14 protein-coding genes are annotated in these 15,994 nt (G+C 33.8%); 9 read left to right on the forward strand and 5 right to left on the reverse strand.

Annotated elements, in window-relative coordinates; translation table 11 throughout:
* Positions 1 to 195: 195 nt before the first annotated feature.
* The 3 genes from IP023_RS07025 to hypB all read left to right on the forward strand — a co-directional run bounded on the left by IP023_RS07025 (position 196) and on the right by hypB (position 2,120).
* A complete protein-coding gene (locus tag IP023_RS07025) occupies positions 196 to 762 on the forward strand; it encodes a cytochrome b/b6 domain-containing protein (protein WP_241789555.1) in 567 nt (188 codons plus the stop codon).
* Positions 763 to 1,037: 275 nt separating this feature from the next.
* Complete coding sequence (locus IP023_RS07030) at positions 1,038 to 1,382, forward strand: hydrogenase maturation nickel metallochaperone HypA/HybF (RefSeq protein WP_241789556.1); 345 nt, start codon at positions 1,038 to 1,040, stop codon at positions 1,380 to 1,382.
* 24 nt (positions 1,383 to 1,406) lie between these two features.
* A complete protein-coding gene (gene hypB / locus IP023_RS07035) occupies positions 1,407 to 2,120 on the forward strand; it encodes a hydrogenase nickel incorporation protein HypB (protein ID WP_241789557.1) in 714 nt (237 codons plus the stop codon).
* A gap of 74 nt (positions 2,121 to 2,194) precedes the next feature.
* Here hypB and IP023_RS07040 read toward each other — a convergent pair whose 3' ends face one another.
* From IP023_RS07040 to IP023_RS07050, 3 genes are all read right to left on the reverse strand, one after another.
* Positions 2,195 to 4,306: a type IA DNA topoisomerase gene (locus IP023_RS07040; protein ID WP_241789558.1), complete on the reverse strand. Its 2,112-nt coding sequence runs from the start codon at positions 4,304 to 4,306 to the stop codon at positions 2,195 to 2,197.
* Positions 4,307 to 4,455: 149 nt separating this feature from the next.
* Positions 4,456 to 5,802 carry a deoxyguanosinetriphosphate triphosphohydrolase gene (locus tag IP023_RS07045; protein ID WP_241789559.1) on the reverse strand — a complete coding sequence of 449 codons (1,347 nt, stop codon included), beginning with the start codon at positions 5,800 to 5,802 and terminating at the stop codon, positions 4,456 to 4,458.
* A 59-nt stretch (positions 5,803 to 5,861) separates the two neighbouring features.
* Entirely contained in the window at positions 5,862 to 6,329 is a 468-nt protein-coding gene (locus IP023_RS07050) for a hypothetical protein (RefSeq protein ID WP_241789560.1), read from the reverse strand.
* A gap of 85 nt (positions 6,330 to 6,414) precedes the next feature.
* Between IP023_RS07050 and IP023_RS07055 the strand changes: the two genes are divergently transcribed.
* The 3 genes from IP023_RS07055 to IP023_RS07065 all read left to right on the forward strand — a co-directional run bounded on the left by IP023_RS07055 (position 6,415) and on the right by IP023_RS07065 (position 8,580).
* Complete coding sequence (locus IP023_RS07055; protein WP_241789561.1) at positions 6,415 to 7,473, forward strand: aldose epimerase family protein; 1,059 nt, start codon at positions 6,415 to 6,417, stop codon at positions 7,471 to 7,473.
* A 200-nt stretch (positions 7,474 to 7,673) separates the two neighbouring features.
* Positions 7,674 to 8,114 carry a DoxX family protein gene (locus IP023_RS07060; RefSeq protein WP_241789562.1) on the forward strand — a complete coding sequence of 147 codons (441 nt, stop codon included), beginning with the start codon at positions 7,674 to 7,676 and terminating at the stop codon, positions 8,112 to 8,114.
* Positions 8,095 to 8,580, forward strand: coding sequence for a glutathione peroxidase (locus tag IP023_RS07065; protein ID WP_241789563.1), 486 nt, complete (start codon positions 8,095 to 8,097; stop codon positions 8,578 to 8,580). The genes IP023_RS07060 and IP023_RS07065 overlap by 20 nt, the downstream gene beginning before the upstream one ends.
* A 613-nt stretch (positions 8,581 to 9,193) precedes the next feature.
* Here the strand turns inward: IP023_RS07065 and IP023_RS07070 are convergent.
* Entirely contained in the window at positions 9,194 to 9,877 is a 684-nt protein-coding gene (locus tag IP023_RS07070; RefSeq protein WP_241789564.1) for a hypothetical protein, read from the reverse strand.
* Positions 9,878 to 10,005: 128 nt separating this feature from the next.
* Entirely contained in the window at positions 10,006 to 10,938 is a 933-nt protein-coding gene (locus tag IP023_RS07075; RefSeq protein ID WP_241789565.1) for a sensor histidine kinase, read from the reverse strand.
* A gap of 658 nt (positions 10,939 to 11,596) precedes the next feature.
* Between IP023_RS07075 and IP023_RS07080 the strand changes: the two genes are divergently transcribed.
* The 3 genes from IP023_RS07080 (at position 11,597) to IP023_RS07090 (ending at position 15,956) form a co-directional block, all read left to right on the forward strand.
* Positions 11,597 to 12,916 (forward strand): NAD(P)/FAD-dependent oxidoreductase, encoded by a 1,320-nt coding sequence (locus IP023_RS07080; RefSeq protein WP_241789566.1) that lies wholly within the window; start codon positions 11,597 to 11,599, stop codon positions 12,914 to 12,916.
* Between the two features lie 173 nt (positions 12,917 to 13,089).
* The gene (locus IP023_RS07085; protein ID WP_241789567.1) at positions 13,090 to 14,751 is read left to right on the forward strand and encodes a DNA polymerase/3'-5' exonuclease PolX; all 1,662 of its coding nucleotides are present in this window, start codon (positions 13,090 to 13,092) and stop codon (positions 14,749 to 14,751) included.
* A gap of 230 nt (positions 14,752 to 14,981) precedes the next feature.
* Positions 14,982 to 15,956, forward strand: coding sequence for a 2-hydroxyacid dehydrogenase (locus IP023_RS07090; protein ID WP_241789568.1), 975 nt, complete (start codon positions 14,982 to 14,984; stop codon positions 15,954 to 15,956).
* Positions 15,957 to 15,994 lie beyond the last annotated feature (38 nt).

Here is a 15,994-nt window from a genome sequence, read left to right on the forward strand (position 1 = left end):
AATATAGATTAGGGAACATATCATTACCTTAAAAGGGCGCACGCTAAAAAGTGCGCCCTTTTAATTTAAAATAAGAATAAGCAATAATGCCCTATGCCTAGATCCCTCCATAAGGTAATAGCGTATAGCCTTATAATGCATTGGATATATCAAAACTAAATCACTTTAGAATTGTTGATACAAAAAATGCATCCTATGAAAAAGTATTCTTTACCACACCGTGTACTTCATTTTATAATCGGCGTATCCATGTTGGGGCTATTTATTACTGGCTTCTTAAGAATGAATTGGATGAATCGGAATAATCTAGCCAATATAATTGAATCCCAAGAATCCACAAATCATCTTCAAATCCCCAAAGAATCACTAAACGCAATAGGCCAGCAATTATTAGCACCTATGTGGCAATGGCATATTATTTTCGCCTATTCGATATTACTATTCTTTACTTTGCGGATAGTATATATGATTACTCAAGGTATTCGATTTCCTAATCCTTTCAACCATAGATTGACTTGGAAAGAGAAGTTTCAAGGAATAGTATATATACTTTTTTATGCGTTAGTATTTATCGATATCATAACAGGTTTTTATATGATGTGGGGCGGGGGAACCTACAAATCCTTAGTGGAACCTATTCACAAATACAGTTTATATTGGTTTCCAATATTCTTTGGTTTGCATATCATAGGTATTGTTATTGGAGAGCTCACGAATGAATCAGGTATAGTTTCCAAAATGATTAATGGGAAAGAAAAATAAATACAAATACTTATTCCATAAAAGTTATAATATCTAAGCTAATTTTTTTAACAGATATAAAACTATTTTGCACATAGCTTTGTTATTAAATTACAATATATAGATAATATGTTGTAATTTAATAACAAAGTATAGTAGAAATCTCATTATATAGAGGTTATCTATCTTTCACCTGAATTATAAGCCAGTTCTCAACAACAAGTGAGAGAAAATCTACAGGTAGATATCAATAGTTATCTAGCTAATAATTAGTTTTTCTATAATAAATAATAATTATGCATGAATTAAGCATTGTAAAAAACATATTTGATACGTTAATTGAAAATTATGGCGATAGAATTGTAGAAATAACAAAAATCGAAATTACCGCAGGCTTATTATCAAATGTACAACCCATATTAATAAAAAATTCCTTTGCTGCCTTTATTGAAGAAAATTCAGAATACAAGAATATTGAACTAGAGGTTAAGGTTAACGAAATAGAAGCTTTTTGTGAAAAATGTAACAAAACTTTTATCGTGAAATACCACAAATTTGTTTGTGACAACTGTTCAACACCTTCATCGATTATCGTCAAAGGAACGGAATTATATATTTCTCAAGTTTTTTTTATTGAATAAGTAAAATTTAAAGGATAGATTATTATGACAACGCAAAATCCAAAAAGCGCCGGTAACAGAGTAGGTTCTGTACAGTGTGAAAATACAACATTACATTTACTAAAAGCAAACGATTATGTCGCAAATGCTATTCGTGAGCGCTTAAAAGACATTTGTGTAATTAATATATGCTCTTCTCCAGGATCAGGAAAAACTACCTTGTTGCAAGAAATAGGTAAACGTATTAGCGAGGACCTCAAAATATCTGTATTAGTAGGTGATCCCGAGACAGAACGCGATGCTGTACGTATGCGAGAAGTAGGTATTGATGCCTTACAAATCGTAACAGGTGGCGTTTGCCATATTGAAGCGCAGATGATTTTACAAGCTTTAGATCATATTAACTTAGCGCATGTAGATTTATTAATTATCGAGAATGTAGGTAATCTACTTTGTCCTTCAGCTTTTGATTTGGGAGAAGATTATCGTGTCACATTAATAGCGACAACAGAAGGTGATGATAAACCTAAGAAATATCCGCGTATGTTTTTGACGAGTGAATTGATGTTAATTTCAAAATCTGATTTGTTGCCTTATGTACCATTTTCTATTGAAGCGGTAACAAAAGATGCTAGAGAAGTAAATCCGAACTTAGAAGTGCAAACTATTAGTGCCTTAAATGGTGAGGGAATAGATGAATTTTGCCAATGGCTAAAAGAAAAAGTAGCTTTAAAGAAAGCGGCAGCTATAGAAAACTAATACTTCAAAAAAGCCATAGTCTTTTCAATATAACAGTAAGAGGCTGTCTCAAAAAAGGCAGCCTCTTATTTTTATCAAGCAATATTCACCTTAAAATCTTGAAATACTAAAGAAGCATTTACAATCTGTCCATCTTTAGTTTTCACGCCTTTCAATTCGGAAGTTTTCCCTTTTTCGAGTAGGTTTTTCATTTCCTTTTCGTCTAAGAAAATACCATTCAACGTACGCCATATTTTAAAATCACAACCACGAGCATAATGATCGCATTGCGCCAGCTTATCATAGAGGTGTATATTACCCGGGCCACATTTAGGGCATTTTATTGTCCCTTTTTGTTGGGGTTTTACCTCCTCATGAGCAATAGAAATACGCAATTGTAATAGCTCTTTGGTTATTTTCGCTGTATAGTCTTTAATGTGCTTCATAAAGACATCATACGATACTTTATTGGCACGCATCTCCTCCAACTTCTGCTCCCATTTTCCCGTCAGGGTCACTTTAGCAATAGAACGATCTTTGACTAGATTATACACGGTCAACCCCTTTTCTGTAGGAATTAATTTTTTCTTTTCACGCTTAATATAATCACGTTGAAATAAAGTTTCGATAGTAGCTGCACGTGTCGCAGGGGTTCCTAATCCACAATCCTTCATCGCTTGACGCATCTCCTCATCTTCAATCTCCTTGCCCGATGTTTCCATTGCTTTCAGCAAAGAGGCTTCCGTATGAATAGGCTTAGCTTTTGTAAAGCGCTCTGACAACTCCAAAGAAAGAATCTCTATAACTTCCTCCGCAGACAATTTTGGTAATTGCGCATTCTCGTTGTCTTGATCATCGGTATTCTTATCCTCATCCGGAATTTCGATTTGATCGGATGACAATCGCCATCCATACTGACGGATTACGGTACCTTTGGCGATCAACTCCACTCCTTTTGCATCTATCGTAACCGTCGTTATATCCTTAAGGCATACCTCCGAGAAACTCTCAACCATACGCTTAGCAATCATATTATAAATATTCTGCTGTTCCTTAAGCATAGCTCCAGGTTTCTCATCTGTCACCAATAAGGCATGGTGATCTGTTACTTTCTTTTCATCGACTGATCGTTTATTAAGCTTCGCTCCAATCAAATTTTTGGAGATTGCCGCAATACCTTCATCCGCAGTATCTGCCAAATGTTGAAATAGAGATTCTATTTGTTCAAATACATCCTCACCGATATATCGAGAACCAGTACGTGGATAAGTAATTACTTTTTTCTCGTAAAGCGTCTGCGCAATATTTAAAGTTTGATCTGCCGAATAACCATACTTCTTATTGGCATCCTGTTGCAAAGAAGTCAAATCAAACAATAATGGTGGTTGCTCTTTAGTTTCTTTAGCTTCTACTTTTACCACCTTAACTTCAGCACCAACTGCTAATTTAGCAATTGCTTCTTGCGCCTCTTCCTTTTTTTCTATTTTATCAGAAGTAGCTTTAAAAGAGATATTCGCTTTCTCAAAACCTGCTTGAATTTTATAAAAGGTCTGTGGTTTGAAATCTTTATTCTCTACGTAACGCGAACATATCATGGCTAAAGTAGGCGTCTGAACACGCCCTAATGACAACAAACCGCGGTTGCCTGCCGCTAAAGTAATGGCTTGTGTAGCATTGATCCCTATCAACCAATCCGATTCTGAGCGTGATCGTGCCGACTGATACAAGCTATCATATTCAGCACCATCTTTCAAATTCTCAAAACCTTGTTTGATCGCTTTATCCGTTTGTGAAGAGATCCACAGACGCTTGAAGGGTACTTTAGAGCCCAAATAATAGTAAATATTACGAAAGATTAATTCTCCCTCGCGCCCAGCATCCGTCGCTACAATAATTTCCTCAGCCTGATCCAACAGTCTCTTTATAATATTGACCTGCTTCAATGCCCCAGCATCATCCATCTGCTTGCCATCTTTTCGGATTTTTTTTACTTCCAAAGTAAATTGCGTAGGAATTATAGGCAAATTAGATATAGACCATGTATTGTAGCCATAAGCTTGAGGAGTACACAATTGTACTAGATGGCCAAAAGCATAGGTAAATGCATAACCATTACCTTCGATGTATCCGTCTTTCACATCCTTGGCCCCCATCACACGTGCCAAATCTCTAGCTACCGAAGGTTTTTCCGCTATTACTACTTTCATTTATATAATATTAGAGCTTATACATTAGGTGGAGATAATAAATGCGCGATATAAACATTACATTGCTCTCCCTTCGCTTTAAATGTGTTAAAATAAAATATTTAGAATTGGAGAAATTAGTTTTAACCTCAAATTACCCATCCCTTCTATTAATCTAATGAAGCTATTTCTATTCCTTTGATTTTACGATACAGATCAACAGCATATATATCTGTCATTCCGGATACAAAATCTAAAACCGTTCTTATTTTTGAATAAGCATCTTCTTTATCGGTATGAAACTGAGTCGGAATCAATGCCACAAGCTTCTTGTCAAACATCGTCTTATTTGTTTTCAAATACGCAGGTACAAATTCTTCTAACAATGAATTCATCACACGATAACCTGCTATTTCAATCTGCACAACAGTACGTGCATTATAAATCTCTGCAACAGATATTTTAGAGATTACTTTCATCTGCTTTACAATATCTACATCCAGAGCATCAACCAATGATTTATTGAATGTACCTGCCATTATATCGTCTTGATATTTGACAAAAGCTTCAGCACATCCATTGATCAATGTATTAATCGCTTTTGCTCTCAATAATTCTACTCGGCTTGCTTTTTCACTCAAACTATCTAATCGATTACGCAAATCCTCCCCACCACATAATGGTAATAAAAGATCTTCGACTTCTTTATAAGAAAGGATCTTTAGGTGATGAGCATCTTCCAAATCAATAATATTATAACAGATATCATCTGCAGCTTCTACCAAATAAACTAAAGGATGACGTAAATAACCATTGGGATTCTCGGGATCTTTCTTGATTCCTAATTCTTGCGCAATACGTTCAAAAGATTCCTTTTCCGGCTCAAAGAAGCCATATTTCTTACGGTGCAGAATACCTTTTACATGACCATCAATTGCCGCACATGGGTATTTTACAATAGAAGCCAATGTGGAGTATGTCAAGGCAAATCCTTTATCATCTTTTCCATTAAAAGCATGCGTCAAAATACGTAAAGCATTTGAATTCCCTTCAAAATGTGTTAAATCTGACCATTGCCTATCCGATACCAATTCACGATATTTCATTCCTTTTCCTTCGATAAAGAAAGAAGAAATAGCAGCCTCCCCAGAGTGACCAAATGCAGGATTACCCAAATCATGTGACAGACAAGCTGCCGAAATAATATTGCCTACCTCTTGTAGATAAGGAATATCTTCGTCAATATTAGGATTTTGCTTCTTCATCAAATTATAAAAAAGCCTGCCCAGTGAACGACCTACGGAAGCTACCTCCAAACTGTGTGTCAATCTATTATGTACGAAAACAGCACCTGGCAACGGAAAAACCTGCGTTTTATTCTGTAAGCGACGGAATGGGGAAGAGAATATCAAACGGTCATAATCACGTTGAAATTCGGATCTAGCATCAAATTGTTCATTAGGGATACGGTCTTCATACCCCCATCTCTTTGCAGATAAAAGTTGTTTCCAATTCATTAATATCTAAGGATTTTTGCAAGGCAAATATACAGTTTAAGTCCTGAAATGAAGAGAAGTTAATCCTTGTTTGATTTAAAAAATCCCAACACCAAATTTAATAGACCAATAGTCTGAGCTACTAAAAACACCCAAAATAAGACACGATAAGCGTGATCTTTATCTATTACATTACTGTATTCACTTTTTATTTCGCCGATGGTATTATATCCTTGCGAATCGACTACTTCTTGTAAAGAAAAAATATTATTATCCCATAATATAACATTGATAACCAATAAAAAATATAATAATATATGTGCGATTACTAATGTTGGTGAATATAAAACCTTATAAAAAACAGCGTAAAAAATAGAAAAACAGAATCCTAAGCCTGCAATTAAATAAGCTATCAGCTTAGCTTCGATCAAATTAGAATTCCATGCAGCATTAATTAGAAAATAATGATGCTGATCTACACAAAAATAAGTGTAAACTAATAAAACCAGCGCTACAAGAGCGAACGTAATTGAGCTAGTAGTTTTCATAATGCTTAAAAATAATACTTTCATAACAACTTTTCATCATCTATTAGTTTTTTATTATTTTTATAAAAACTTGCTAATATATATTATGACAATATACCAATTACCAAATATGGATCTGTTCGAAAGTAAAATCGACGGAAAAAATTCTCATTTATTTGTACTTAAAAATCGTGCAGGTATGCAAATTGCACTCACTGACTACGGTGCACGTTTAGTATCAGCCATGGTACCTAATAACAAAGGCGACTTAATCGATGTTGTATTAGGTTTTGACAGTATAGCAAAGTACTTGAATGCGAAGGAAAAATATCACGGTACAACCGTTGGTCGTGTTGGTAATAGAATAGCAAATGGAAAATTCACCTTGAATGAGGTTGAGTATAATCTAGCACAAAATAATGGCCCCAACGCACTTCATGGTGGCCCGCATGGTTTTCACACCAAACTATGGGATAGACAGCGAAGTTCTACGAATAGAATTGATTTTTATTATGTTTCCGCAGATGGTGAAGAAGGTTACCCTGGTGAGGTAAAAGTCAATGTTAGCTACGAATTGACAAATAATAATGAAATAGTCATTAAATATAGAGCTACAACGGACAAAGACAGCATTTTGAATATGACCAATCACGCCTACTTCAATTTGAATGGTGAAGGCAAAGGTGATGTATTAAGTCACTACCTAAAGATTGAGGCGAACGAATATTTACCAATCAATAGCAATCAAATACCACTGGGGCATATTGAACCTGTAGCAGGAACACCTTTTGATTTTACGAGTTCTAAAAAAATTATTACTAATCTAGACCGTACTAATACGCAGATTCAAATTGCAAATGGCTTTGATCACTCTTTTGTTAACAACAATCCAATCAGCAAATCTGTAGCTCAGGTTTATGCTCCTGAAACAGGAATTGAGCTTCAAGTATCTACCGATTTACCGACAATACACTTATATACAGGAAATTATCTATCTGATGACATAGGTAAATCAGGAAACAGATATATCACAAATGGAGGGCTCTGTTTGGAGGCACAACATTATATCGACAGTCCAAATCAAGAATCATTTCCTAGCATAGTACTAAAAGCAGGAGAAGAATATACCGCAACTATTATCTACAAATTTGGCATCATTAAGTAATAAACAAAAGCCGTTACTGGAATAAATTTAAAAAACAGAATTACCATTATAAGCATAATCCTTTAAAATAAGTCCTCAACTATAATATTGAGGACTTATTTTATGATACAAAACAAACATTTATTACTCAGTACAATCATTCTTTATTTGGTATCTTAGTACAATTGATTTTTGATAAAAACAGCACTAAAATATACCTTATGATCAGCAGCACTATTCGTAATATACTACGAATCATACTAGGCCTATTTATGATGCTTGCTGGCATTGGTCATCTTACATTTCAAAGAATAGAATTTCAAGCTCAAGTACCGATGTGGCTGCCGCAACATCCAATATTTGTAGATTTTGTAGTACTGGCATCTGGCGCAATAGAGATAGTATTCGGTCTTAGTTTAATTTTCTTAAAAAAATACAAACCACAAGTTGGAATGGCCTTAGCGCTATTTTTCATCATCATATTCCCAGGTAATATCTCGCAATATATGAATGGCATTGATGCTTTTGGCTTAGATACAGATCAAAAAAGAATGACCCGTTTATTCTTTCAGCCAGTATTAATCATATGGGTACTATGGGCTACTAACTCGTTTAACTATTACTTTAACAAAAAGAAAAATAATGCAAAAAAACATATATGACTTTGACGCAACGCTTCTAAATGGAAAAACAATTAGCCTTAGTGAATTTAGAGGAAAAACAATTATTGTCACAAATACAGCTAGCAAATGTGGTCTTACCCCACAATATGAGGGATTAGAAAATCTTTATCAAACGTACAAAGACAAAGGATTAGTAATTCTAGCTTTCCCATGCAATCAATTTGGAAATCAAGAAAATGGTAATTCCGAAGAAATTCAAGAATTTTGTCAGGTAAACTATGGGGTTAGTTTTTTTATATTCGACAAAATTGAAGTCAATGGTGACAATGCACACCCCCTATTCAAATATCTCAAAGCTGCACTTCCAGGTACTTTTGGAAATAGAATAAAATGGAACTTCACTAAATTTCTAATAGATAAAAATGGAAATCCTATAAAAAGGTTTGCTCCATTTACAAAACCTGAAAAAATAGAGCCATATATTCGAAAAATAATTGAATTATAACAAACTATAAGCTATAGCTGATATAAATACGTATGCAAGAAAACTAAAGTTAATACTATATGGTTCCCGTGAAGCTCCTTTGATGGTACATTGAGCTTTCAACTATGCATACCCTGATCAATAACTAAGATTTTAATCTACATATTTTACAAGACTATTATCGCTTTAAGCGAGGTAACCTAAATATGCAATTTATTTTGATGTCATAAACTTTATGATTTCTGACAATACCAAAATATCTACTAAAAACTCCGGTAGGATCAGCTTTATCAATGCTAGAAACTGGCTTGAAATTTATTTACTATTGTACATATAGTCAGAATTCTTATCCAAGTCACACCTAACATTTTGAGATTGCTTATTGTTTCCTGATTATCTACAACATAGATAATCAGGAAACAGATTGTCTTTAAAAAATTCTCGAGCATTTTGAGCGATCTATCAGAATACTTACAACAATAAGATATTTATAGTTTGTAATATATAAATCACAAACTAAAAATAATAGATCGACCGAAACGATTGATTTAAATTAACTACTTAAGAAAATAGATGCGTATATACACAATACTTAAATAGTGTCATAAATTAATAGCTTTATTTTATACTATAACTATTTTAGAGCATAATTGACTAAACCATAACTGACCTGATCTGACTCAGCATACGTTGTTTTTTCAAAAATTATACCAATGCCTTTTGAAAGCCATGTTTCGTAAGTAATAACAGTTGTATAACTACTAATGCTATTTATTATGGTTTTTTTGGTTTCAGTTTTAATAATGTCTTTATAATTTTTTCCATTAATAGTAACATTATCTACTTTATCCAAAATTTTACCCTCATTTATATGTTTCACTGTTCCAGAGGAAACACCAGTTACATCTAATGTTATCTCATCTTTCCAAACTTGCCCGACATTTAAGTTTAAATTCATTGATATTAATGTACCTGCAGATATTGTAATACCATTATGTGACATTACTCCATGTAAATCATAAAATATTCCATTTTCCTCTCTAAAACCATAAGTAAGATCATCATCTTCAATTCCTATAGGTTTAAATTGAAAATAGGTTTTACCATCATGCACCAAAGTCTTATGAACAAAATAATCCATTTTGTCGGTATTATCTTCCGTGTTAACTAAGTCCCATTGATTACCAATTTTTAAGGGCCAATACGAATTAGAAGATGGACCACCACTGTTTTCATCTGGACTTATATTGTCCGAGTCACTGCATGCAGTAAATACACTAATAAGTAGTAATAAGAAATAACTTGAGTTTATTTTCATAATTTATGTATATGTTGTACTATAAAAACGAATGAATTCTAAAAAGTGCTACTGTATAAGTTAATAATTTTACAATTTAATAACTGCTTCAAAGTAAAGACCACTTAGGTAGGAACTCTAAGGTAATACTAACCAAAAATACTATCGACAACTTTCGACGAAGAGTGAAACAGGGTGAAATTTGGACCTTCTGACGGAAATATTATGTTCACTTTTAGCCCGACCCCAGTTTTATTTTCAAATTTAATACTTCCTCCAATACGTTTAAACAAATCTTTACATAATGAAATCCCTAGCCCCGCTCCTCCTTTGCTATTCTTATTTTTCTTATAGTTCCAGCTAGATTTACTATTTAATTTTTCTAAATAATCTAATGCTAATTCTTCTCCCTCATTCTGAACAAAAAGCTTAACTTTATTATTGTCTGAAGAAAAACCGATTTGTACAGTTCCATTATTCTTGCAGAATTTCACAGCATTACTCAAAACATTTCTTACGACAAATGAAAAAATATCTTTAGACATATAAACTACAAAACTTCGCTCTATATCAATCATTAATACAATTCCTTTACGTTGAATTTCTTCTTTAAACAATGGTGCTATACTCTGAATTTGATCCACTAAACCAAATACTTCTTTATTATCTATATTCTGACGGAGTTGAGAATCTGTCCATAATAAGATTTCATTTATCATCTTGCGAGAAATAGACAATTGACTAGCTAATTCTGCAAAAACCTTTTTCATATCTTCATGAGACATAGAAGCTACATCCCCAAAATCTAACAACATTTCCATTGATGAAATAGGTGCTCTCAAATCATGAGAAGCAATAGAAAGTACCTTGGTTTTAAACTCTTCTGAAGATTTTAATTCTTTATTCTGATTAATAATTTTATCACGCTGTGTTTTCAATTTCGCATTAGCTAAAAGCAATTTTTGTTGTTGTTCTTTTAATGCTTTATTTTTTATTACTAAATAATAAATTAAAACGGCTATAATAACTTTACTTATAATAATTCCTGTGATTAATAACGCAATAAGATTTACACCTTCCATATATTAAAATAATTTCATTTTTTAAAATATTAAATAGTTAATAAAAGCTAAATATGATAACCGTAAGTTCACGAAAAACCGTTTTTATGAACATTGCACGCAATACGGGACAAAAACATAAGATAACCGGTCAATAGCATTTTAAAAGTGGGTCTAATTTCCATAAATTAAAATTTATATCCAACTCCTAATTGGGCAACCCCATTTTTTGAGTAATTATATATTAACTAGATTTACCAACCTTGGTTAGTCTAAAATTATAACGAGTATTAATAAAAAAAACTATGAACGAAGTACATTATATGCCAATTGGCATTTACAAATACTAGATGGAGCAGAAAATCTATCCCATCCATAAGAGCAGGAATTAGATCTGTTGAATCCTTTAGCAGACGCTAATCACTCCAGTAGATTGGGCGCTCAGCATTATAAAAAGAACGAAAAGAAAGGTTTATCCATCAAAATTAAAGGTTAATTTCAAGAAATGTGTATTTTATACACTAAGTAGAAGTTGTTTAAGCAATTAGAAATGTCTTAATTCTACATTAAAGCTAATTATATTTCAATTTCATTATATTTTTATTACTTTTTTTGCATTGATATCCAAGGTATTTTTATGATATTTGCAGTGCATTTATATTAATAAAATTAGAAACATATGTTGCTAAATCGTTCTGAACGTTCATTCCCTCGTGTCATCGTAATTGGTGGTGGTTTTGGTGGTGTCGAAGTTGCACGTAAACTGAAAGATAAGGAAGTAGAAGTAGTTATGATAGACCGTAATAACTTCCATACATTCCAACCATTAATGTACCAAGTTGCTACAGGTACATTAGCAGAGGATTCAATATCTTTCCCTCTACGCAAAATGTTTAAATCGCAATCTAACTTTAGATTCCGTTTGGCTGAAGTATTACGTATTGATAATGAAAAAAAAGAAGTTCATACCTCTGTAGGCACATATGACTATGATTACTTAGTAATTGCTACAGGAGCTACAAGTAATTTCTTTGGAAATCAAGAAGTAGAGAAATATTCTTTGCCAATGAAGAGTATCAAAGAAGCTTTAAATATCCGTAGCTACGTTCTTCAAAATCTAGAAGAAGCAGTATTACATAAAAATATTTCGGAGCGTGAAGCTTACCTTAACTTTGTTGTTGTAGGTGGTGGACCAACAGGTGTTGAGTTATCAGGTGCTATTGCAGAGATCCAATTGCACATGCTTAAGAAAGATTATCCTGAACTTACCGAGCACGAAATGAACGTGTACTTGGTCGAAGGAACTCCAAAGATATTAGGTGCCCTATCTGAAAAATCATCCCGCGATGCGGAACGTTATTTGAAAGAATTAGGTATTAAAGTGATGACCAATACACAAGTGACAGGTTACGACGGTAATACTATCACTTTTAATAATGGCGAAAGCATCCGTACGAAAACCGTAATTTGGGGTGCCGGTGTAAAAGGTCAATACCCTGAAGGTATTCACGCTGATTATATCGAAAGAGGAAATCGTATTCGTACCAATGGACAATGTCAAATCGAAGGTATGGACGGCGTATATGCTATCGGAGACGTGTCTGCTATGATCACAGAAGAAACACCACGTGGCTTACCTGGCGTTGCTCCTGCAGCACAACAACAAGGTAAATACGTAGCTGAGCATATTAGTAATATTCTAGCAAACAAACCTAACGAAGAGAACTTCAAATATTTTGATAAAGGATCAATGGCTACCGTAGGTCGTAACAGAGCAGTCGTAGACATGGGGTCATTACATCTGAAAGGATTCTTTGCTTGGATGACATGGATGTTTGTTCACTTAGTTTCAATTTTTGGATTCCGTAATAAATTAGTAACATTTGTAAACTGGTCTATCAAATTTTTAACTAAAAACTCAGGTATCCGACTTATTGTAAACAGATACAATAGACCACAACCAGAACCAAAAATAAAAGAAGCTAGTTCTGCTGAATAATATAGACCTTTTTTAAAACAAACATAAAACGTAAAATGTCGACAATATTAAATTGTCGGCATTTTTTTATGCCCTCACCTGTAATTGATTCTCCAAAATATGGGGACTTCCGCCTACTGGTGCCAATACTAAAAGTAATATTTAGTATTTTTGGGATAAATAACTTTTTTAATATGGATAATAAAACGATAGCACGTGCCTTCAAACTTTGTGGGCAATTGATGGAATTGCACAACGAGAATCCTTTTCGTAGTAAAGCGATAGCTAGTGCCTCGTTCAAAATAGATAAACTCCCCATTGCGGCAGCTACAGCTACATTTGATCAATTAAGCGAACAACCGGGTATTGGTAAAAGTACAGCAGAAAAAATTCAACAATTCATTCAAACAGGGACCTTCAATGACCTTCAAGAGCTTATTGAAAAGACACCAGCAGGAATCCTAGAGATGCTTAAGATAAAAGGATTGGGTCCTAAAAAAGTACAGATTATTTGGAATGATTTAGCTATTGAATCTGTAGGTGAATTATACTATGCATGCAATGAAAACCGACTTATAGAAGCAAAAGGATTTGGTTTAAAAACACAGGAAGATATTAAAAAATCTATCGAATTCACACTCGACAATCAAGGCTGGTTCTTATATGCTAAAGTAGTACCATTTGCCGAAAATATATACAACAGCTTAGTAAAAGCATTTCCTGAGAATAAAATCTCTTATACTGGAGATTTCAGAAGAAAAATGGAAGTATTGCAACAAGTAGAACTAATCGTCGATACTCCAGTAGATAGAATTGAACAAGCGATACAGTCGCTGAACAATGATATTACCGTTAAGAAGGAAGATAATAAGTTAATATTCACAGATGAAAATTCATGTCATTTCATCATATACAGTAGTAACGAATCTAATTTTGCTAAAGATTTATTGGAAACAACAGGGTCAACGGCACACCTCAATTTAATAAAAGAAATAAACAATGATCTTCCTGCCTTAGCTACAGAAGAAGAAATATACAAAGCTATAGGTTTAAGCTACATAGAGCCCGAAATACGTGAAGGATTGGATGAAATACAATTGGCTAGAGAGAATAAATTACCACAATTGATCACCTTCGAGGATTTGAAAGGTACTTTACACAACCACTCTACCTATTCTGATGGCGTACATTCACTTGCAGAGATGGCACGTTATAGTAAAGAAGAATTAGGTCTTGAATATTTAGGGATCTGTGATCACTCCAAAACTGCAGTATACGCCAATGGCTTGAATATAGATCGATTGACTCAACAATGGGCAGAAATAGATCAGTTAAATGAACAATTGGCACCATTCAAAATATTCAAAGGTATAGAGTCAGATATTCTTTCAGATGGTTCTTTAGATTACTCAGACGATATATTGGCGAAATTTGACTTTGTAGTAGCTTCCGTACACAGCAACCTAAAGATGGATGAGGAGAAGGCTACAGCACGTTTGATCAAAGCAATCGAGAATCCATACACAACTATTCTAGGTCATCCTACAGGTCGATTATTATTAGCACGTGCAGGCTATCCCTTGGACTTCAAAAAGATTATTGACGCCTGTGCCTCAAATAATGTGGTCATAGAAATCAATGCCAATCCACTACGCTTAGATTTAGATTGGAGATGGCACCGCTATGCCTTAGAAAAAGGGGTATTACTTTCAATCAATCCAGATGCACACCGTACCGAAGGACTACATGATATGCACTATGGTGTTTTCGTAGGTCGTAAAGGAGGATTATCGAAAGAAAAATGCTTAAATGCATTATCTTTGAACGAAATCAGCAATTTCTTTCATAAGAAATAATAAATTACATAAAAATATAAGCAAATACCATCTTCAATACATAAAGATGGTATTTGAATTCGTAAAAAACAAAGAACACAGCTATACAATACAGCAAAAATAAAGCACAACAACCAAACAACACTAAATAAGAAATATTTTTACCTATACAGCTACAAAAAACACTTAATTATATACTTTTTATAGTAATAAAAAATAAATTAGGTACATTGTAGCAAATAATATAGGAAATGAAAGTTTTTATATCTAGAAATATACCGCAGCCCGGAATTGATGAACTCATCAAAAATGGCTTAGAAGTTATCATTAATACGGATGACAAAAAACTTAGCCAAGAAGAACTTATCCAAGCTTGTCAACAAGTAGATTTATTATTAAATGTAGGACATGCGGACTTAAATAATCATTTTCTACAATCGTGTAAACATCTCCAAGGTATTGCCCTAGCATCTGTTGGCTATGACCATGTAGATATCAATGCTGCCACAGCATTGGGCATCCCCGTTTCAAATACACCGGAAGTACTCAGTGGTGCCACCGCTGATGTTGCATTCCTATTGATGCTCGCAGTCTCTCGTAAAGCATTTTTTAGGGCTAACGATGTAAGAGAAGGCAAATGGAATGATTTTGAATTTATGCAAGACTTAGGGATTGAGCTCAATGGTAAAACACTAGGAATATATGGATTAGGTCGTATCGGTCTAGATCTAGCGATAAAAGCTAAAGCAGCTTATAATATGAATATTATCTATCACAATAGAAGTCGTAATGAAGTAGCCGAAAATCAAGTTGATGCGCATTATGTATCTTTCGAGGATCTATTGGCACAGTCTGATGTGATATCTTTACATACAAACCTATCGCCAGCTACACAATTCAAATTTGATAAGGAGGCATTCATTAAAATGAAAAAAACCTCTATTATCATCAATACAGCACGAGGGAAAGTCATAAATGAGCTAGATCTAATCGACGCTTTACAAAAGGGTGAGATATGGGGTGCAGGATTGGATGTAACAGATCCTGAACCTATGTCCCTAACCAATCCACTATTACAAATGTCTAATGTGTGTGTATTGCCACATATCGGATCCGCTACAATAGAAACACGCACAAAAATGGCTATCATGGCAGCGAACAACCTATTGGCAGTAGCCAAAGGCAATGCAATGCTACAAATCGTAAATAAAGAGGTTTATCAATAGACTATGTTTGAGTAAATGAAGGAGCTATAACTAATGTA

It is taken from the genome of Sphingobacterium rhinopitheci, assembly GCF_022627575.1.
Taxonomy (GTDB): domain Bacteria; phylum Bacteroidota; class Bacteroidia; order Sphingobacteriales; family Sphingobacteriaceae; genus Sphingobacterium; species Sphingobacterium rhinopitheci.

Coding starts and splice junctions, on each gene's coding strand:
- hypB (WP_241789557.1), top strand. CDS start 1,407: ATGACAACGCAAAATCCAAAAAGCGCCGGTAACAGAGTAGGTTCTGTA.
- IP023_RS07080 (WP_241789566.1), top strand. CDS start 11,597: ATGTTGCTAAATCGTTCTGAACGTTCATTCCCTCGTGTCATCGTAATT.
- IP023_RS07040 (WP_241789558.1), bottom strand. CDS start 4,306: ATGAAAGTAGTAATAGCGGAAAAACCTTCGGTAGCTAGAGATTTGGCA.
- IP023_RS07055 (WP_241789561.1), top strand. CDS start 6,415: ATGACAATATACCAATTACCAAATATGGATCTGTTCGAAAGTAAAATC.
- IP023_RS07075 (WP_241789565.1), bottom strand. CDS start 10,938: ATGGAAGGTGTAAATCTTATTGCGTTATTAATCACAGGAATTATTATA.
- IP023_RS07070 (WP_241789564.1), bottom strand. CDS start 9,877: ATGAAAATAAACTCAAGTTATTTCTTATTACTACTTATTAGTGTATTT.
- IP023_RS07025 (WP_241789555.1), top strand. CDS start 196: ATGAAAAAGTATTCTTTACCACACCGTGTACTTCATTTTATAATCGGC.
- IP023_RS07085 (WP_241789567.1), top strand. CDS start 13,090: ATGGATAATAAAACGATAGCACGTGCCTTCAAACTTTGTGGGCAATTG.
- IP023_RS07060 (WP_241789562.1), top strand. CDS start 7,674: ATGATCAGCAGCACTATTCGTAATATACTACGAATCATACTAGGCCTA.
- IP023_RS07090 (WP_241789568.1), top strand. CDS start 14,982: ATGAAAGTTTTTATATCTAGAAATATACCGCAGCCCGGAATTGATGAA.
- IP023_RS07045 (WP_241789559.1), bottom strand. CDS start 5,802: ATGAATTGGAAACAACTTTTATCTGCAAAGAGATGGGGGTATGAAGAC.
- IP023_RS07030 (WP_241789556.1), top strand. CDS start 1,038: ATGCATGAATTAAGCATTGTAAAAAACATATTTGATACGTTAATTGAA.
- IP023_RS07050 (WP_241789560.1), bottom strand. CDS start 6,329: ATGAAAACTACTAGCTCAATTACGTTCGCTCTTGTAGCGCTGGTTTTA.
- IP023_RS07065 (WP_241789563.1), top strand. CDS start 8,095: ATGCAAAAAAACATATATGACTTTGACGCAACGCTTCTAAATGGAAAA.